A 17819-nucleotide genomic window follows, 5' to 3' on the forward strand; every position below is an offset into this window, starting at 1 on the left:
GGTAGTCCGGCGGGGGCCCGCCCCGGGAGGCGATCGGGGTGCCCGCGCCCCGGCGATTCCCCGCCCGTGGCACGCTGAGGGAATCGCGGCGCGGACCTTTGATTCACTGTCGACAGGGTAGGCGGACCTGTGTTCCATCTCTCAGGGCGGGGCATAGGCTTCCGATCTCCCGCATGTCGTGTCGTATGGTGAGAGAACGCCTGTAGCACTGACGAGGACCCCGTGGCCGCTCCGGCGCGCCCGGGGTCCTTCGTCGTGCGGGTCGACGACCGTCGGCCTCGAAAGGAATGACCTGTGGCCGGGCCCCGCCGCAACACGTGCGCGGGGCGTGGATCCCGGTGTCCGCCGCCCCCCGGCGCCGTGCGTCCCCGCGCCGGCACGGGTCCCCCCTCGGGCGTAAGGGCGGGCGGTGCGACGCCGGTGCCGGCCGACCCCCCACCGGGCGCGCTCACGCACCACGCCGCGCGTCCCGAACAACGAGGATCGACCCATGGCGTCCAGCCTGACGAAGGACTCGCCCGGACTCTCCGGCGAGAAGACCTTCTTCGGCCACCCCCGCGGCCTGGCCACCCTGTTCATGACCGAGATGTGGGAGCGCTTCAGCTTCTACGGCATGAGGGCCCTGCTCCCGCTCTACCTGGTCGCGCCCGGCGGTCTGCACCTCAGTGCGACCACGGCCACCGCGATCTACTCGATCTACCTGGCGATGGTGTACCTCCTCGCCATGCCCGGCGGCTGGTTCGGCGACCGCGTCTGGGGTCCCCGCAAGACCGTCGCCGTCGCCGCCTCGGTGATCATGGCCGGGCACCTCACCCTGGCCCTGCCCGGACAGGCCCCGTTCTTCGCGGGCCTCGCGCTGGTGGCGGTCGGCTCCGGGCTGCTGAAGGCCAACATCTCGACGATGGTCGGCCACCTGTACGCGGGTCCGGACGACCCGCGTCGTGACGGCGGCTTCACCATCTTCTACATGGGCATCAACCTCGGTGCCTTCGCCGCGCCGCTGATCATCGGCACCCTGGGCGAGAGCGTCAACTGGCACCTGGGCTTCGCGCTCGCCGCGCTGGGCATGGCGCTGGGCCTGGTCCAGTTCCTGCTGGGCACCCGTCACCTGAGCGAGCGCTCCAGCGTGGTGCCGACCCCGCTGAGCGCCGTCGAGCGCCGCTCCACGCTGCGCAAGGGCCTGACCTTCCTCGCCGTCGCGGTGGTGTTCTACGGCGTCGTCGGCGGCGCCGGCCTGTACACCCTGAACTGGGCGCTGGTCCCGATCACCCTCGCCGGTCTGGTCATCCCGATCCTGGTGCTGACCCGGATCAAGCGGGACAAGGACCTCAGCGACGCCGAGCAGTCCCGGATGACCGGCTTCATCTGGTTCTTCGCCGCCGCCGCGGTGTTCTGGATGATCTACGACCAGGGCGGCTCGACGCTGGCGCTGTTCGCGAGCGAGTCCACCAACACGGTGGTCCTCGGCTTCGACTTCCCGGTGTCCTGGTTCCAGTCGATCAACCCGGTGCTGGTGATGGCGCTGGCCCCGGTCCTCGCGTGGCTGTGGCTCGCGCTGAACCGGCGGGGCCAGGAGCCGAGCACGGTCGTCAAGTTCTCGTCCGCGCTGCTGCTGATCGGCGCCTCGTTCCTGGTCTTCCTGATCCCGCTGACGATGTCGGGCGACGGGACGAAGGTCGCGGTGTGGTGGATGGTCGCGATCTACTTCGCGCAGACCCTGGGCGAGCTGTGCCTGTCGCCGGTGGGCCTGTCGGTGACCACGAAGATGGCGCCGGAGAAGTACGGCTCCCAGATGATGGGCGTCTGGTTCCTGGCGGTCACCGCGGGCGACTGCACCACCGGCCTGCTGTCCATCGCCGGGGTCGACCTCAACAAGTCCGGGGTGGTCGCCCTGGAGGCGATGCTCGCGATCCTCGCCGGCATCGGCTTCTTCCTGTACCGCAGGCAGGTCAAGACCCTGCTGGGCGGCGTGCGGTAGCTCCGCTGCTCTCCCGGGGGGCGCGTCGGGTCCGGAACCAGGTGTTCCGATCCGGCGCGCCCCGGCGTTCGGGGCGCGGACCCTCAGGCGGGGGCGGCCAGTTCCGCCCACACGGTCTTGCCGGAGACGCCGGGCACCCGGACCACGCCCCAGTCCAGGCAGAGGCGTTGGACGATGAACATGCCGTGGCCGCCGGGGCGTCCGGCACGGTGCGGGGTACGGGGGGCGGGCGAGCCGGCGCCCCGGTCGGTGACCTCGACGCGCAACGCCTTGCCGGCGTGGCCGATCGTCATCTCCTCGGGCCCCTCGGCGTGCAGGCACGCGTTGGTGACCAGCTCCGAGACCACCAGCAGCACGTCCTCGGCGGCGGCCCGGCGGTCGGCGCCGGCGGCTGGCAGCCAACCCCAGTCGTACAGGGCCTGCCGGGCGAAGTCCCGGGCGAGCGGAACGACCCCGGGCGCGTCGCGCAGCACGATCCGCCGCGCGGGCGGTTGCCCGGCGTCGGGCGGCGCGGCGGTCGCGCCGCTGCCGGGGGCGGTGCCGGACGGCGGGGCCGGGGCGGCCCCGGGCCCGGCGGCGCCGGCGTCCCGCGGCTCGGGGCCGCGGTCGCCCGGCGGGCGGGGCCGGGTGGTGCTCATCAGCGGTTCACCTCACCGATTCACCGGTTGACCAGTTGCAACATGTTCGATTTCCTCGTCACCACGGGACGGACGTGCCGAGCGGGGTCGCCGGTGCTGCCGCCGTCCCGCCCTCCGTCGTGCCGGACCGAAGGGTCTTCTGCCCGGCGCATCCGTGGGAACACTCAATTCTCCCCGCGACATGGCCCGCGGCGCAGGTGACTCGGGCAAATTCGTGACGGTGAGGTGAAGAGCACATCGCGCTCCGGCCCGCCGACCCGCCGCGCCCGGGGGTGACGCGCTGTCAGTCGAGGGCCTCGTCCAGGGTGTCGTGGACCGTGAACACCGCGTCGGCGCCGGTGATCTCGAACACCCGTGCCACCACCGGGAGCATCCCGGTCAGATGCACCGCGCCGCCCACGGCCTCGGCCCGCAGGCGCGCCCCGAGCAGGACGTTCAGCCCCGTCGAGTCGCAGAACTCCAGCCGGGAGCAGTCGATCACGAGGCGAGCGGTGCCTTGGTCGAGGAAGGCGTCTAGAGGTTCCTGGAGCAGCTCGGCGGTGTGGTGGTCGAGTTCACCCGCCGGGGTCACGACGGCACTCGTCCCGTGCTGGCGCACGTCCACCCGGAGGCGTTCTCGGTGGGTGCTGCCGACCGTCCCGCGGTCCATGCCGTTTCTCACTTTCGGGCCGTCCGCGGCTGCGGGCGGGCCCTCGGGGATGGGGGTCTGTCTGAGGGGTGACGCTCCTGGAACCCTACGCGGTCCGCGGGCGCAGGGGTACTCGAACAACCCCAACAAAAAGGGCATATGGTGCACTGGCGAATTTGCCAGGGATTCAACCAAGCGGGTAGGGGTAGGAGGGACCGCACTCGACACGACCGGCTCGGAGGCGCCCGCAGACCGCAGTACCGCACGGCACCAGCAGCCTCATTTGCCTGGACACGATGGAGGACGACATGTCACCCCGGCTCGACGTATCGCGGACCCTCGAAGCGACGTCGACATCCCGTCCCGCAGCACTCGACGACCCCGCACCCCGCACCTCCGGCCCCCTCGCGGACGCCGACCCGCCCGCCGACGCGCGACCCGCGAGCCTGGCCGACCTCCCGGAGATCCCTCCGTTCGACGAGGTCGCCCCGGCCGACGCCCGAGCCCTGTCCAAGGTGCTGTTCGCCCGGCTGACGACCCTGGAAGAGGGCACCCACGAGCACGCCTACGTCCGCAACACCCTGGTCGAGCTGAACCTCGCCCTGGTGAAGTTCGCGGCCTCCCGGTTCCGCACCCGCAGCGAGCCGATGGAGGACATCATCCAGGTCGGCACGATCGGCCTGATCAAGGCGATCGACCGCTTCGAGCTGACCCGCGGGGTGGAGTTCCCCACCTTCGCCATGCCGACGATCATCGGGGAGATCAAGCGCTTCTTCCGCGACACCAGTTGGTCGGTGCGGGTCCCCCGCAGACTCCAGGAACTCCGCATCGACCTGGCCAAGGCCGGTGACGAGCTCGCGCAGCGCCTCGACCGCGCGCCGACCGTCGCCGAACTGGCCGAGCACCTGGGACTGTCCCGGGACGAGGTCGTCGAGGGCATGACCGCGGCGAACGCGTACACCGCCAGCTCCCTGGACGCCCAGCCGGAGGACGACGACTCGGAGGGCGCGCTCGCCGACCGCATCGGCTACGAGGACCACGGGCTCGAAGGCATCGAGTACGTCGAATCCCTGAAGCCGCTGATCGCCGGGCTCTCCCCGCGCGACCGGAGGATCCTCTCGCTGCGGTTCGTGGCGAACATGACCCAGTCCGAGATCGGCGAGGAACTCGGCATCTCCCAGATGCACGTGTCCCGACTGCTCTCCCGGACGCTCGGCAGACTGCGCCGAGGGCTCACCGCCGAGCAGTAGTCCCACCCGGCGGGCGGGGCGCGGGTCAGACCCGCGCCCCGCGCCGCCACACCCGGCTGACCAGCGGCACCCCCGGTCGGTACGCCAGATGGACGTGACTGGGGGCGTCGAGCAGCGCGAGGTCGGCGTACGCCCCCGGCACGATCCGCCCCACGTCCTCGCGCCGCAGCGCCCGCGCACCCCCCGCGGTCGCCGACCACACCGCCTCGTCCGGCGTCATGCCCATGTCCCGGACGGCGAGGGTGATGCAGAACGGCATCGACGTGGTGAACGACGAACCGGGGTTGCAGTCGGTGGACAGCGCGACCGTCGCGCCCGCGTCCAGCAGCCGACGGGCGTCGGGCCACGGCGCACGGGTGGAGAACTCCGCCCCCGGCAGCAGGGTCGCCACCGTGTCCCCGTCCGCGAGGGCGGCCACGTCGGCGTCCGTCAGATGCGTGCAGTGGTCCGCGCTGGCCGCCCCCGACTCCACCGCGAGCTGCACCCCGGGCCCGTGGGAGAGCTGGTTGGCGTGCACCCGGGGCACCAGGCCGCGGGCCGCGCCCGCCCGCAGCACCGCCCGCGCCTGGTCCCCGTCGAAGGCGCCCGCCTCGCAGAACACGTCCACCCAACGGGCGTGCGGCGCGCAGGCGTCCAACATCGGACCGGTCACCAGCGCCACGTATCCGGCCGGGTCGTCCGCGTACTCGGGCGCCACCACGTGCGCCCCCAGATAGGTGACCTCGTCGGTGTGCCGGGCCGCGATCCGCAGCGCCCGCTCCTCGTCCGCGACGGTCAACCCGTACCCCGACTTGGTCTCGAAGGTCGTCGTCCCCTGGCGCAGCGCCTCGCCCAGGTAGCGCAGCAGGTTCGCCTCCAGCTCCGCGTCGGTGGCCGCCCGGGTCGCCGCGACCGTGGTGCGGATGCCGCCCGCCGCGTACGGGCGCCCCGACATCCGGGCGCTGAACTCCGCGGTGCGGTCCCCGGCGAACACCAGGTGCGCGTGCGAGTCCACGAACCCGGGCAACACGGCCCGGCCCCCCGCGTCGACCGCCTCGTCGGCGGCCGGTGCCCGACCCGCCGGACCCACCCAGGCGATCCGCTCGCCCTCGATCAGCACCGCTGCGTCCCGGACGGTGCCCAGCGGGGACCCGTCCCCCGTCCCGGGGTCATTGGTGACCAGGGAGCCGATGCCGGTGATCAGGGTGGTGCGCACGCGTTCCTCCGGTGTCCTCGGGGTCCGGGGCCCTCGGTGCGGGCCCCGCTGCCGGTCCGGCCCCGCCGGGGCGGTCGCCGGGACCGGGCGGGAGGACCGGGGCGCGCCCGGATCCGCGGGCGCCCCACCAGACTCGCACGCCCGCCGCCCGCACCGCGGGCGGACCGGTCCTCAGTGCGTGCCGGGCCGGTAGTGGCCGGCCGGCCTGCGGACGGTGACGCTGATCCTGTTCCAGGTGTTGATCACGGCGATCGCGGTGATCAACTGGGCCAGTTCGGCCTCGTCGAAGCGGGCCGCCACCCCGGCGAACACCTCGTCCGGCACGAAGCCGTCCTGTAGGTTCGTCATCGCCTCCGTCAGCTCCAGCGCGGCGAGTTCCCGCTCCGTGTAGAAGTGGCGCGACTCGCGCCAGGCGCTGAGCTGGATCAGCCGCTCCACGGTCTCCCCGGCCGCGAGCGCGTCCTTGGAGTGCATGTCGAGGCAGAGCGCGCACTGGTTGAGCTGGGAGGCGCGCACCTTCACCAACTCCGTCAGGGCCGGGTCGAGCGGGCCCTGCTCGGACACCGCGGACAGCTTCAGCAGGGCCCTGAAGCTCTCCGGGGCGTGTTCGGCCCAGGCGAACCGCGAGGGCTCCTCGGGCGCGTAGGGGCTGCTCGCCCCGGTGGGGGAGGGTGAGGGTCGGCGGTTCTCCGTCGTCGTCATGAGGACGACCCTAGGGAAGAAGTAGCCCGGGAGTAGGGTCCATTGAGCACGCGGGATCTCGGGCCAATCGGGTGCCACGGGGACGGCCGGCACGGCGGGGAGGGCGGGGCATGGGCACGGGCGGCGACAGGACGCGCGGCACCGCGGCCGGCACCGCGGTCCTCGGCATCGACCTGCACCTCGCCCTCACCGGCCCCGGCGGCCTGCGCAAGGGCCTGGTGAACGCCCTCCGGGAGGCCGTCCGCACCGGGCGCCTCGCCCCCGGCACCCGACTGCCCTCCTCCCGGGGCCTCGCCGTCGACCTGGGCATCGCCCGCAACACCGTCGCCGAGGCGTACGCCGACCTGGTCGCCGAGGGCTGGCTCACCGCCCGGCAGGGCTCCGGCACCCGGGTCGCCGACCGCTCCGTGGTGCCGCCGGGCCGCTCCGTCCCGAGCCCGCGCACCCCCGGCCCGCCGCCGTTCTCCCTCAAACCCGGCACCCCCGACCTGTCCGCCTTCCCCCGCGCCGAGTGGCTGCGCGCCGCCCGCCGCGCCCTCGCCCGGGCCCCGCACGACGCCTTCGACTACGGCGACCCGCGGGGCCGCCCCGAACTGCGGTACGCCCTCGCCGAGTACCTGGCCCGCGCCCGCGGGGTGCGCACCCGTCCCGAACACCTCTTCGTCACCGCCGGCTTCGCCCAGGCCCTGCTGGTGCTGGGGCGGCTGCTGGCCCGCCGGGGCGTACGGGAGGTGGCCGTCGAACCGTACGGGCTCGACGTGCACCGCGCCCTGCTGACCGACCGGGGGCTGCGCACCGCGGTGCTGCCCTGGGGACCCGGCGGCCCGGACGCCACCGCCCTGGACCGCCTCGCCCCGGGGGCGGTGCTGCTCACCCCGGCGCACCAGTTCCCCCGCGGCCTCCCGCTGCGGCCCGAGGGCCGCGCCGCGGCGGTCACCTGGGCGCGGCGCACCGACGGGCTGATCCTGGAGGACGACTACGACGGGGAGTTCCGCTACGACCGTCAGCAGGTCGGGGCCCTCCAGGACCTCGATCCCGATCGGGTCGTGTACCTCGGCACGGCCAGCAAGTCGCTCGCCCCCGGACTGCGCCTGGGCTGGATGGCCGTCCCCGGACGGCTGGCCCCGGAGGTCGCCCGGGAGAAGGGCGCCGGTTGGGCGTGCGGGGTGCTGGACCAGCTCACCCTCGCCGAGTTCCTCACCTCGGGCGCCTACGACCGGCACGTCCGGGCGATGCGGTTGCGCTACCGGCGGCGCCGGGACCAACTCGTCGCCGCCGTCGCCGAACGGGCTCCCGAGGTCCGGGTGGTCGGGATCGCGGCCGGGCTGCACGCCGTGCTCGAACTCCCGCCGGGCACCGAGGGGTCCGTCCTGCGGGCCGCCGCCCGGCAGGGGCTCGCCCTGTCCGGGCTCGGCCCCCTGCGCCACCCGGACGCCGTGCTCGACGACCCCCCGGACGGGTTGGTCATCGGCTACGGCGTCCCCTCGGACAGCGCCTGGCCGGGAACGCTGGAAGCGCTGTGCCGGGCGCTGCCCTGAGAGCGCCCCTACCCCACGACCCTCCGCAGCCGTTCCAGCCCCCAGTCGAGGTCCTCCTCGGCGATCACCAGGGGCGGGGCGATCCGAATGGTCGAGCCGTGCGTGTCCTTGACCAGCACCCCCTCGGCCAGCAGCCGTTCGGAGATCTGCCGTCCGGTGCCCCGGGCCGGGTCGATGTCCACTCCCGCCCACAGCCCCCGCCCCCTGACCCGCTGCACCCCGCTGCCCGCCCCGGCGGCCAGCGCCGCCAACTCCCGGTGCAGGTGCTCGCCCAGCTCCGCGGCGCGCTGCTGGTGCTCGCCGGTGCGCAGCATCGCGATGACCTCCAGCGCCACCGCGCAGGCCAGCGGGTTGCCCCCGAAGGTGGACCCGTGCTCGCCCGGCCGGAACACCCCGAGCACCTCCGCGCTCGACACCACCGCCGACACCGGCAGCACGCCCCCGCCGAGCGCCTTGCCCAGCACGTACACGTCCGGCACCACGCCCTCGTGCTCGCAGGCGAAGGTCCGCCCGGTCCGGCCCAGGCCCGACTGGATCTCGTCGGCGATGAACAGGACGTTCCGCTTTCGGGTCAGCTCCCGCACCGTCGACAGGTACCCGGCCGGCGGCACCAGCACCCCGGCCTCGCCCTGGATCGGCTCGACGAGCACCGCGACCGTGTTCTCCGTCAGCGCGTTGCGCATCGCGGTGGGGTCCCCGTACGGGACGATCTCGAACCCGGGGGTGTAGGGACCGAAGTCGGCGCGGGCCTCCGGATCGGTGGAGAAGCTCACGATCGTCGTGGTGCGGCCGTGGAAGTTGTCCGCGGCCACCACGATCTTCGCCATGTTGTCGGGCACCCCCTTGACCCGGTACCCCCACTTGCGGGCGGTCTTCACCGCCGTCTCCACGGCCTCCGCGCCCGTGTTCATCGGCAGCACCGTCTCCATGCCGCACAGCGCCGCGAGCTCGGCGCAGAACCGTCCGAACACGTCGTGGTGGAACGCCCGCGAGGTCAGCGTCACCCGCTCCAACTGGGCCTTCGCCGCGTCGATCAGCCGGCGGTTGCCGTGGCCGAAGTTCAGCGCCGAGTAGCCGGCGAGCAGGTCGAGGTAGCGGCGCCCCGCCACGTCCGTCATCCACGCGCCCTCGGCCGTGGCGATCACGACCGGCAGGGGGTGGTAGTTGTGCGCGCTGTGCGCCTCGGCCGCCGCGATGAACTCTGCCGTCGGGTTCTCGGTGCTGGACACGGGTTCTCCGTTCATCCTCCGGGGGTGGGCGGGGTGACGCCCCCTCCCGCCGTGCTGCTCTCGTCGATCGACCGGATGTCCTTCTATCGTCACTCGGATCGCGGGCCGCGAAACCTCCTCCGCCGACACGCGGGGGCCACCCGCTAGGCTGGCCGCAGGCACGGCGACTGGCGCGCAGGGAACCGACCCTGGGGGAGCCGTGCCCGGTCGGGGCCGCGCCCCGCCGCACGAGGTGTCGCCCGCCTGGGCACCCCGGGACCACGACCGGAACCGACCGTTCGCCCCGGAGGCCGACGCCATGCCCCTTCCGCTGCCCCACCCCGCCCTCGCCGCCACCGACCCGGAACTCGCCGCGCTCGTCGCCGCCGAGGAGCGGCTCCAGGCCGACACCCTGCGGCTGATCCCCAGCGAGAACTACGTCTCCACCGCCGTCCTGGAAGCCTCCGGGACCGTGCTCCAGAACAAGTACAGCGAGGGCTACCCCGGCCGTCGCTACTACGAGGGCCAGCAGGTCATGGACCAGGTCGAGCGTCTGGCCCGGGACCGGGCCACGGCCCTCTTCGGCGTCGACCACGCCAACGTCCAGCCCTACTCCGGCTCGCCCGCCAACCTCGCCGTGTACCTGGCCTTCGCCCGGCCCGGCGACCCCGTCATGGGCATGGCCCTGCCGATGGGCGGCCACCTCACCCACGGCTGGGGCGTCTCGGCCACCGGCAGCTGGTTCAGGGGGATCCAGTACGGGGTCCGCCGGGACACCGGCCTCATCGACTTCGACCAGGTCCGTGACCTCGCGCTCAAGGAGCGGCCGAAGCTGATCTTCTGCGGGGGCACCGCACTGCCCCGCACCATCGACTTCGCCGCCTTCGCGGAGATCGCCGAGGAGAGCGGCGCCCTGCTCGTCGCCGACGTCGCCCACATCGCCGGGCTGATCGCGGGCGGCGCCCACCCCTCGCCCGCCCCGCACGCGGACGTCATCTCCACCACCACCCACAAGACCCTGCGCGGCCCCCGCGGCGCGATGCTGATGTCCCGTGCGGAGCACGCCAGGGCCCTGGACAAGGCGGTCTTCCCCGGCCTCCAGGGAGGCCCGCACAACCACACCACCGCCGCCATCGCGGTCGCCCTCCACGAGGCCGCCCAACCCGCCTTCCGCGCCTACGCCCACGCCGTCGTCGCCAACGCCCGGGCGCTGGCCGCCGCCCTGTCGGCGCACGGCCACGACCTGGTCTCCGGCGGCACCGACAACCATCTGATCCTCGTCGACCTCACCGCCAAGGAGGTGCCGGGCAAGGTCGCCGCCCAGGCCCTCGACCGGGCCGGCATCGTCGTCAACTACAACACCGTGCCCTACGACCCCCGCAAGCCGTTCGACCCCTCCGGCATCCGCATCGGCACCCCCTCGCTGACCTCCCGCGGCCTCACCCCCGAGCACATGCCGGCGGTCGCCGCCTGGATCGACCGGGCGGTCGCCGCGGCCCGCACCGGGGACGAGGACGTCCTCGCCCGCATCCGGACCGAGGTGGCGGACCTGATGGCCGCGCACCCGGCCCCCGGGCTGCCCACGGGGGACTGAGCGGAAGCGGTGCGGGGCGCGCCGCCCGGCGCGCCCCGCACTGTGTTCTTCGTCTCACGGGCGACGACCGGTTCCCGCTCCGCGGCATCCCGGTCCTTCGGTCCCCCAGGGAACGGGGGACCGCATGGCGAAGGTCTCCCGGATCGGTTCCCACGGGGTGCCGGACACCTGAGAGAATGAGGACCATGGCCTCAGATCGTCCTCGCGTGCTCTCGGGAATCCAGCCCACGGCGGGCTCGTTCCACCTCGGCAACTACCTCGGCGCGGTGCGCCAGTGGGTGGCGCTCCAGGAGTCCCACGACGCCTTCTACATGGTCGTCGACCTGCACGCGATCACGATCCCGCAGGACCCGAAGGACCTGCGCGCCCACACCCGGCTGGCCGCCGCCCAGTTGCTCGCCGCGGGGCTGGACCCCGAGCGCTGCACCCTCTTCGTGCAGAGCCACGTGCCGGAGCACACCCAGCTCGCCTGGATCATGAACTGCCTCACCGGCTTCGGCGAGGCGTCCCGGATGACCCAGTTCAAGGACAAGTCGGCCAAGCAGGGCGCCGACCGCGCCAGCGTGGGACTCTTCACCTACCCGGTGCTCCAGGTCGCGGACATCCTGCTGTACCAGGCGCACGAAGTTCCGGTCGGCGAGGACCAGCGCCAGCACATCGAGCTGACACGTGATCTTGCCGAGCGGTTCAACGGACGGTACGGCCCCACCTTCACGGTGCCCTCGCCGTACATCCTCAAGGACACCGCCAAGATCTACGACCTCCAGGACCCGGCGATCAAGATGAGCAAGTCGGCGTCGACGCCGAAGGGCCTCATCAACCTGCTGGACGACCCCAAGGCCACCGCCAAGAAGGTCCGCAGCGCGGTCACCGACACGGACACGGTGGTCCGCTACGACACCGCGGCCAAGCCCGGGGTGAGCAACCTCCTCACCGTCTACGCGACCCTCACCGGTGTGGGCGTGGCCGAACTGGAGCAGCGGTACGAGGGCAAGGGGTACGGTGCGCTGAAGACCGACCTCGCCGAGGTCGTGGTCGACTTCGTCACCCCGTTCCGGGAGCGCACCCAGCAGTACCTCGACGACCCCGAGACGCTGGACTCGATCCTCGCCAAGGGTGCCGAGAAGGCGCGCGCCGTGGCGGCGGAGACCCTGGCCCAGGCGTACGACAAGGTGGGTTTCCTCCCCGCCAAGCACTGACGGTACGGTCCGGTGGCGACGCCACCGGACCGGGACGCACCCGTTCCGGTGCCCGAACGCGAACCGTGACCACCCTTGCCCAGCCACGACGACGGGAGACTGACGTGACCGTAACGATCGGTGTGGCGATCGCGGTCCCGGAGCCCCACGGCAGCCTGCTCCAGGAGCGGCGCGCGGGTTTCGGGGATCCCGTGGCGCACTGCATTCCCACCCATGTGACGCTGCTCCCGCCGACCGAGGTCGACGCGGGGGCGCTGCCTGCGATCGAGGAGCACCTGGTGGGGGTGGCCGCCGGGGCCCGCCCCTTCCCGATGCGGCTCTCGGGGACGGGCACCTTCCGGCCGCTCTCCCCGGTGGTCTTCGTCCAGGTCGTGGAGGGCGCCGCCGGCTGCGCCGGACTCCAGGAGCGGGTGCGGGACGCCTCCGGGCCCCTGGCGCGGGAGCTCCAGTTCCCCTACCACCCGCACGTCACCGTCGCCCACGGCATCGCCGAGGAGGCCATGGACCGGGCCCACGCGGAGCTCTCCGGGTACGAGGCGCAGTGGTCGGTCACCGACTTCGCCCTCTACGAGCAGGGCCCGGACGAGAAGTGGCGCAAGCTGCGGGCCTTCGCCTTCGGCGGGTCGACGGTGCCCCCGCAGGCGCCCGCCCCCGAGGCGCGGGGTTCGCTGCCGACCCGCTGAGTCTCAGAGTCCGAGCCGGCGGAACGCGGCGCGCGGCAGGTGCCGTAGCGCCGACATCAGCACGCGCAGCACGCCCGGCACCCACACCGACTCGGCACCCCGCCGGAGCCCGGCCTCGACCGCGGTCGCGACGGCCTCCGGGGTGGTGCTGGGCAAGCGTCCCGGTGCACCGCCCCGGCGGTCGCGCAGCGGGCCGGGGCGGACCAGCATGACGTGCACGCCGGTGCCGTGCAGGGCGTCGCCGAGGCCCTGGGTGAAGCTGTCGAGGCCGGCCTTGCTGGAGCCGTAGATGAAGTCGGTGCGGCGGGCCCGTTCGGCGGCGACGGAGGAGAGCACCACCAGGGACCCGTGGCCCTGGTCCTGGAGTCCCCGGGCGCAGACCAGGCCGGCGGAGACGGCGCCGGTGTAGTTGGTGGCGGCGACGGTCGCGGCGGCCACCGGGTCGCTCTCGTCCCGTGCCTGGTCGCCGGGGAGGGCGAAGGCGAGCAGCACCATGTCCACGGCGCCCTCCGCGAAGACCTTCCCGAGCGCCGTTTCGTGACCGGCGGGGTCCAGTGCGTCGAAGGCGACGGTGCGGGTGTCGGCGCCCAGGTGACGCAGGTGCTCGGCGGCGGACTCCAGGGCGGTTGAGGGCCGGCCGGCCAGCCACACCGTGTGGGCGCGGCGGGTCACCAGGCGCCGGGCGGTGGCGAGGGCGATCTCGGAGGTGCCGCCGAGGATGAGCAGGGACTGGGGGAGGCCGGGGGCGTCCTTCACGGGAAACACACTCCGATGCGGCAGGGGCGGGCTGGTGGCGGGCCGGGCGGTGGTCGGCGGGCCGGCGGGGTCGGGACGGCGGCCGAGGAGTGCGCGCCGGCGATCGGAAACGGTCGAACGGGCTTGCGGGTCGGCTGGATTCGGTCCGTGCCGGGGCCCCGGCCCCGGAGAGGGGGTTCCGGGACGGTGGGAAAGTGCGAGGTGTGACGGACCGTGAAGCGGGGAAGACTCAGGGCGCACGGGGATGATCAAGGGGAAAATCGGGGCAAAGGCGAGGCTAGCGGACGGTTGTGAGGGTGCGTCCGTGGTGCGCGGGGTGATCGGGTCGGTCCGCTTCACGGGGACGGGACGGGGCGCGCGGGGGGTCGGGGGTGCGGGGGAGTGGCGGAGAATAGCCGGGCACGAATGGGACCGTACCGGTGCTTAATGGGGGTTTTGCGCATCTTTCGAGTGCATCTCACTGGAATGGGCGACTGGGGGAGTGTCCTCCGGTAGGGCCGCTGGCTTTGCCTGTTGCGTAGGGGCGTCAGATGTAGGAACAAAGCTGGGGACCCTGTGCAAGAGTTGGATCAGCGGTTGTTGTCGGCACTGCGTGACTGCGGGCAGTTCCCGCCAGTGTTGACGGCCGCGCGGTTGTTGTCCTGGAGCGGCGAGCACGGCGCGTTGTGGCTCGCCGCCGGGCTGGTGGGAGCCGCGGTGGACAAGGAGCGGAAGGGGGCGTGGCTGCGGGGGACGACGGTGACGTTCGCGGCCCACGCGGTGAGCATGGGGATCAAGCTCGTGGTGCGCAGGCCGCGGCCCGGGGAGGAGGCGCCGCTGGTGCGGACCTCCGGGAGGCACTCCTTCCCCAGCTCCCACGCAACGGCCGCGGCCGCCGCGGCCGTTGCCTTCGGCGCCTTCTCCCCCACCGGCGCCCGGGTGCTGCCGCCGCTGGCGGCGGTCATGTGCGTGTCGCGGATGGTGGTCGGGGTGCACTACCCCACGGACGTGGTGGCGGGCGCCGCGCTGGGCGCGGCCACCGCGAAGCTGGGCGCCCCGTGGATGTGCCGCGCCCTGGAGTCCGTCGCCCCGCTGTCGGAGGCCCTGACGTCCACCCGGCTCACCGACCCGGCCCGCGGCGCCGCGCTGCGGGGCCCGTCGACGACGTCCGCCGCGGTGGTCCCCCGCGCGGTCCGGTTGACGGAGACCGCACGGAAGCTGTCCCGGGCCGCCCGCCTGCTGACGACGGCCCGGGAGGTCACCCGGGCGGTGCAGACGGTGACGGCCGCCCGCGTCCCCGGAGCCTCCGTGCGGACCGCCCCCGCGGCGACGCCGCACGTCGGCCCGAGCGCGCCGGCCGCCTCCACGGTGCGGACGAGCGGGGTCCGGGTGCGCACCGCGGACCCGGCGGGCCGCCCCGTGCCGAGGGCCGGGGCCGCGGGCGCGGTGCCGCGCCGCCGCCGTCCGGCCCGGCGCTCCGCACCCCGCCTGCTGGCCGGTGCGGTGCTGGGCCCCGTGCTGGGGGCGCTGCTCGGCCCGGTCGCCGGCCCGGTGACCGGTGCCTGCATGGCGCGGATGCGCTGAGCGCGACCCGGGCCGGAGCCCTCGCACCGGTTCGTCCGACCGGGTGCCCATGGCGGCGCGTCAGGTGGGCAGCAGCACGGTAGCCGTGCCGCGGTCGTACCGAGGGGTACCTGATGCGGTGCGTGGACGGAGCACGGTGAACGTGCGGGAGGGCGGGGAGGGCAGCAGATGGAGTGGCTGACGGGATTGCCGTGGATCGGACCGTACGTGCGACGGTTCATGGCCACCCACGCCTGGCGGGCCTACGAGCGCCTGGACCGGGTGGCCTGGACCAGGCTCGCCGCCGCCATGACCTTCCTCAGCTTCCTGGCCCTGTTCCCGCTGATCACGGTGGCGGCGGCGATCGCCGCCGCCACCCTGGACAGCGCCGGACAGCGCAAGCTGGAGCAGGAACTGGCCGACCAGGTGCCGGGCATCGCCGGCCAGCTCGACATCTCCGGCCTGGTGGCCAACGCCGGCACCGTGGGGCTGATCGCCGGACTGCTGCTGCTGTTCACCGGCATCGGCTGGGTGGGCTCCATGCGCGACTGCCTGCGCGCGGTCTGGGAACTGCCCGACCTGGACGACAACCCGGTGCTGCGCAAGGCGAAGGACGCGGTGGTCCTCGGCGGGCTCGGCGGCGCCGGCCTGGCCTCGCTGCTCGCCTCCACCCTCGCCTCCCACGCCGTCGGCCGGGGCGCGCGGCTGCTGGGCGTCGACGGGTCCGGGGCGGGCGGCGTGCTGCTCCAGGTCCTCGCCTTCACGGTGGCGGTGCTCGCCGACTTCCTCGTCCTGCTGTACGTGCTGAGCCTGCTGCCGGGGGTGCGGCCCGCGCGCCGCGACCTGGTCGTCGCGGGACTCCTCGGCGCGGCCGGCTTCGAACTGCTGAAGCTCCTGATCGGCAGCTACATCAGGGACGTCGCGGCCCGCAGCATGTACGGGGCGTTCGGGGTGCCGGTGGCCCTGCTGCTGTGGATCAACTTCACGGCGAAGCTGCTGCTGTACTGCGCGGCGTGGACGGCGGTCCGGCGGGCACCGGCGCCGGACCCCGGCACGGCCGGGGCGGCGGACGGGGGCGCCGGGCGGTGAGCCCCCCGCCCGGCGCCCCGGGACCGTCCGTGCGGCTCAGCGGCGACCCCGGGCCGGCCAGCGGCGGTTGATCAGGAAGACGCCCGCGGCGAGCACGACCAGCACGCCGCCGATGACGGCCAGCGCCGTGCCCATGCCGCCGGAGGGTTGCTCCGCGGCGACCTTCCGGCCGTCGCCCTGCTGGGCCGCGGCCCCCGCCGAACCCCCCGCCCCGGACCGGGCGGGGGAGTCCGGGCCCTGCTCGCCACGGGCGGTGTCCACGCTCCGGGGCGGGACCAGCCGGCCCACCGGCTTGACCTTGCCGTGCGAGGCGAAGCCCCAGTCGAGCAGTCGGGCGGTCTCCTGGTAGACCGCGTGGGGCTCGTCGGAGGAGGGGTTCATGACGGTGACCAGCAGCACCTTCCCGTCCCGCTCGGCGACCCCGGTGAAGGTGGTGCCGGCCCGGGTGGTGTTGCCGTTCTTGACCCCCGCGATGCCCCGGTAGGGCTTGAGCCCGGGGGCTCCGCCGAGCAGCCGGTTGGTGTTCTGGATCTCGAAGGTGGGGCGCTCCTTCGGCTTCCCGCCCTTCTTCGGCTTCGGGGCCTCGCCGGGGAACTGCGCCCGCAGCGTGGCGCTGTACTCGCGGAAGTCCTTCTTCTGGAGCCCGGACCGGGCGATCAGCGTGAGGTCGTACGCGGAGGACACCTGCCCCGGCGCGTCGTACCCGTCCGGCGAGACGACCTTGGTGTCCAGCGCCTGGAGCTCCTCGGCGTGCGCCTGCATGTCGGCGACCGTGCGGGGCAGCCCGCCGTTCATCGCGGCCAGCACCCGCACCGCGTCGTTGCCCGACTTCAGGAAGACCCCGCGCCACAGGTCGTGCACGGTGTACGTCTGCTCCTCCTTGATCCCGACCAGGCTGGACCCGGGGCCGATGCCCGCCAGGTCCGAGGGCTCGACCCGGTGGCTGAGGGTCTTGGGGAACTTGGGCATCAGGGCGTCCGCGAAGAGCATCTTCAAGGTGCTGGCCGGCGCCAGCGGCCAGTGCGCGTTGTGCGCGGCGAGCACGTCGCCCGACTCGGCGTCCGCGACGATCCAGGACCGGGCCGACAGCTTCATGGGCAGGACGGGCGCACCGGAGCCCAGGTCCACCTGGGTACCGGGCTGGCCGAGCCGCGTCCCTCCGACCGTCGCCATCCGGCTCGGCGGCTCGGGTATCTCCTTCCGGTCCTTCTTGCCCTCGGCGTCCTTCTGCTGTTCCTTCTCGTTCCTCGGTTTCTCGTCCGCGTGCGCGGCGGGCGCCGCGAGGGACAGGGACAGGGTCAGGGCGGAGGTGACCAGGAGCGCGGTCACCCGGTTCGTGGGGGAGAGGAAGGCGGACACGGACGAGAAGGTACCGGCCCTTCCTGTCGACGCCGCGGGCGAGGCGTCCGCAGCGGGCCCGGCACCCCCCGCGCGGCAGGAGGGCCGGCGCGGTCGCGATACTGAGCCCATGAAGCTCAGTCGCCCCGTCTCCTGGTTCCTGCTCGCCTTCGGGGTGTGGAGCTGGGTCATTTGGGTCACTTTCGCCAGAAATCTTTGGAAGGACGGCAGCGGGCTCGCCTTCGACGACGCGGGTGATCCCACCGGTTACTTCTGGGTCCACCTGCTGCTCGCGGTCGTCTCCTTTGTTCTGGGGACGGTCGTGGGAGTGATCGGGTTGCGCAGTCTGCGCGCCCTGCGCCGCCAGGTGTGACCCGCCCGACCGCGGAGCGCTGAGCCGCCCGCCGGCGCACCCCGGCGGGTGCTCCGCTCCCGTTCCCCATCTCGGCGCGCCCCGGCACGCCGGGCCGCGGCCCGGCCC

The 17819-nt window shown here is 73.7% G+C and carries 15 protein-coding genes and 1 pseudogene; 9 read left to right on the plus strand and 7 right to left on the minus strand.

Annotated features, from left to right (window positions below; translation table 11 throughout):
* The first annotated feature begins 490 nt into the window (after positions 1-490).
* Positions 491-1978 (plus strand): peptide MFS transporter, encoded by a 1488-nt coding sequence (locus ACSMX9_RS18610; RefSeq protein WP_445395330.1) that lies wholly within the window; start codon positions 491-493, stop codon positions 1976-1978.
* An 83-nt stretch (positions 1979-2061) separates the two neighbouring features.
* On the opposite strand, the gene ACSMX9_RS18615 is transcribed toward ACSMX9_RS18610, so the two are convergent.
* Positions 2062-2616, minus strand: a complete 555-nt coding sequence (locus ACSMX9_RS18615) for an ATP-binding protein (protein ID WP_445395332.1) — start codon at positions 2614-2616, stop codon at positions 2062-2064.
* A 283-nt stretch (positions 2617-2899) separates the two neighbouring features.
* Positions 2900-3265: an STAS domain-containing protein gene (locus tag ACSMX9_RS18620; protein WP_445395333.1), complete on the minus strand. Its 366-nt coding sequence runs from the start codon at positions 3263-3265 to the stop codon at positions 2900-2902.
* A gap of 275 nt (positions 3266-3540) precedes the next feature.
* Here ACSMX9_RS18620 and ACSMX9_RS18625 point away from each other — a divergent pair, with 275 nt between their 5' ends.
* Complete coding sequence (locus ACSMX9_RS18625) at positions 3541-4494, plus strand: RNA polymerase sigma factor SigF (protein ID WP_445395335.1); 954 nt, start codon at positions 3541-3543, stop codon at positions 4492-4494.
* Between the two features lie 25 nt (positions 4495-4519).
* Here ACSMX9_RS18625 and hutI read toward each other — a convergent pair whose 3' ends face one another.
* Together hutI and ACSMX9_RS18635 are read right to left on the minus strand one after the other, a co-directional pair.
* Positions 4520-5689: an imidazolonepropionase gene (hutI, locus tag ACSMX9_RS18630; RefSeq protein WP_445395336.1), complete on the minus strand. Its 1170-nt coding sequence runs from the start codon at positions 5687-5689 to the stop codon at positions 4520-4522.
* Between the two features lie 171 nt (positions 5690-5860).
* Positions 5861-6391 (minus strand): carboxymuconolactone decarboxylase family protein, encoded by a 531-nt coding sequence (locus ACSMX9_RS18635; protein ID WP_445395337.1) that lies wholly within the window; start codon positions 6389-6391, stop codon positions 5861-5863.
* Between the two features lie 110 nt (positions 6392-6501).
* On the opposite strand from ACSMX9_RS18635, the gene pdxR reads away from it, so the two are divergent.
* Complete coding sequence (pdxR, locus tag ACSMX9_RS18640; RefSeq protein ID WP_445395339.1) at positions 6502-7929, plus strand: MocR-like pyridoxine biosynthesis transcription factor PdxR; 1428 nt, start codon at positions 6502-6504, stop codon at positions 7927-7929.
* A gap of 8 nt (positions 7930-7937) precedes the next feature.
* Here the strand turns inward: pdxR and rocD are convergent, their stop codons facing one another.
* On the minus strand, positions 7938-9173 hold the full coding sequence (gene rocD, locus ACSMX9_RS18645) for an ornithine--oxo-acid transaminase (RefSeq protein WP_445395341.1): 1236 nt from the start codon (positions 9171-9173) through the stop codon (positions 7938-7940).
* A 283-nt stretch (positions 9174-9456) separates the two neighbouring features.
* Here rocD and glyA point away from each other — a divergent pair, with 283 nt between their 5' ends.
* The 3 genes from glyA (at position 9457) to ACSMX9_RS18660 (ending at position 12613) form a co-directional block, all read left to right on the plus strand.
* The gene (gene glyA / locus ACSMX9_RS18650) at positions 9457-10731 is read left to right on the plus strand and encodes a serine hydroxymethyltransferase (protein ID WP_445403024.1); all 1275 of its coding nucleotides are present in this window, start codon (positions 9457-9459) and stop codon (positions 10729-10731) included.
* Positions 10732-10916: 185 nt separating this feature from the next.
* Positions 10917-11930 (plus strand): tryptophan--tRNA ligase, encoded by a 1014-nt coding sequence (gene trpS / locus ACSMX9_RS18655; protein WP_366116095.1) that lies wholly within the window; start codon positions 10917-10919, stop codon positions 11928-11930.
* 104 nt (positions 11931-12034) lie between these two features.
* Positions 12035-12613, plus strand: coding sequence for a 2'-5' RNA ligase family protein (locus ACSMX9_RS18660; protein ID WP_445395343.1), 579 nt, complete (start codon positions 12035-12037; stop codon positions 12611-12613).
* A 3-nt stretch (positions 12614-12616) separates the two neighbouring features.
* Here the strand turns inward: ACSMX9_RS18660 and ACSMX9_RS18665 are convergent, their stop codons facing one another.
* Complete coding sequence (locus ACSMX9_RS18665; RefSeq protein ID WP_445395345.1) at positions 12617-13369, minus strand: SDR family NAD(P)-dependent oxidoreductase; 753 nt, start codon at positions 13367-13369, stop codon at positions 12617-12619.
* Positions 13370-13924: 555 nt separating this feature from the next.
* On the opposite strand from ACSMX9_RS18665, the pseudogene ACSMX9_RS18670 reads away from it, so the two are divergent.
* Together ACSMX9_RS18670 and ACSMX9_RS18675 are read left to right on the plus strand one after the other, a co-directional pair.
* A pseudogene (locus ACSMX9_RS18670) lies at positions 13925-14413 on the plus strand (phosphatase PAP2 family protein); the annotation flags it as partial.
* Positions 14414-15100: 687 nt separating this feature from the next.
* Positions 15101-16000 (plus strand): YihY/virulence factor BrkB family protein, encoded by a 900-nt coding sequence (locus tag ACSMX9_RS18675; protein WP_445395347.1) that lies wholly within the window; start codon positions 15101-15103, stop codon positions 15998-16000.
* Positions 16001-16036: 36 nt separating this feature from the next.
* Here the strand turns inward: ACSMX9_RS18675 and ACSMX9_RS18680 are convergent, their stop codons facing one another.
* Positions 16037-17530: a D-alanyl-D-alanine carboxypeptidase gene (locus tag ACSMX9_RS18680; protein WP_445395349.1), complete on the minus strand. Its 1494-nt coding sequence runs from the start codon at positions 17528-17530 to the stop codon at positions 16037-16039.
* On the opposite strand from ACSMX9_RS18680, the gene ACSMX9_RS18685 reads away from it, so the two are divergent.
* Positions 17469-17711 (plus strand): SCO4848 family membrane protein, encoded by a 243-nt coding sequence (locus ACSMX9_RS18685; RefSeq protein WP_351248991.1) that lies wholly within the window; start codon positions 17469-17471, stop codon positions 17709-17711. The two genes, ACSMX9_RS18680 and ACSMX9_RS18685, sit on opposite strands and share 62 nt — an antisense overlap.
* The last annotated feature ends 108 nt before the right edge of the window (positions 17712-17819 follow it).

The organism is Streptomyces sp. LE64 (assembly GCF_052606915.1).

Bases quoted from the DNA above. Each gene is read 5' to 3' on its own strand.
- ACSMX9_RS18675 (WP_445395347.1), top strand. From the start codon at position 15,101: ATGGAGTGGCTGACGGGATTGCCGTGGATCGGACCGTACGTGCGACGG.
- ACSMX9_RS18685 (WP_351248991.1), top strand. From the start codon at position 17,469: ATGAAGCTCAGTCGCCCCGTCTCCTGGTTCCTGCTCGCCTTCGGGGTG.
- trpS (WP_366116095.1), top strand. From the start codon at position 10,917: ATGGCCTCAGATCGTCCTCGCGTGCTCTCGGGAATCCAGCCCACGGCG.
- ACSMX9_RS18620 (WP_445395333.1), bottom strand. From the start codon at position 3,265: ATGGACCGCGGGACGGTCGGCAGCACCCACCGAGAACGCCTCCGGGTG.
- ACSMX9_RS18635 (WP_445395337.1), bottom strand. From the start codon at position 6,391: ATGACGACGACGGAGAACCGCCGACCCTCACCCTCCCCCACCGGGGCG.
- glyA (WP_445403024.1), top strand. From the start codon at position 9,457: ATGCCCCTTCCGCTGCCCCACCCCGCCCTCGCCGCCACCGACCCGGAA.
- ACSMX9_RS18625 (WP_445395335.1), top strand. From the start codon at position 3,541: ATGGAGGACGACATGTCACCCCGGCTCGACGTATCGCGGACCCTCGAA.
- ACSMX9_RS18615 (WP_445395332.1), bottom strand. From the start codon at position 2,616: ATGAGCACCACCCGGCCCCGCCCGCCGGGCGACCGCGGCCCCGAGCCG.
- rocD (WP_445395341.1), bottom strand. From the start codon at position 9,173: ATGAACGGAGAACCCGTGTCCAGCACCGAGAACCCGACGGCAGAGTTC.
- ACSMX9_RS18610 (WP_445395330.1), top strand. From the start codon at position 491: ATGGCGTCCAGCCTGACGAAGGACTCGCCCGGACTCTCCGGCGAGAAG.
- ACSMX9_RS18680 (WP_445395349.1), bottom strand. From the start codon at position 17,530: ATGACCCAGCTCCACACCCCGAAGGCGAGCAGGAACCAGGAGACGGGG.
- pdxR (WP_445395339.1), top strand. From the start codon at position 6,502: ATGGGCACGGGCGGCGACAGGACGCGCGGCACCGCGGCCGGCACCGCG.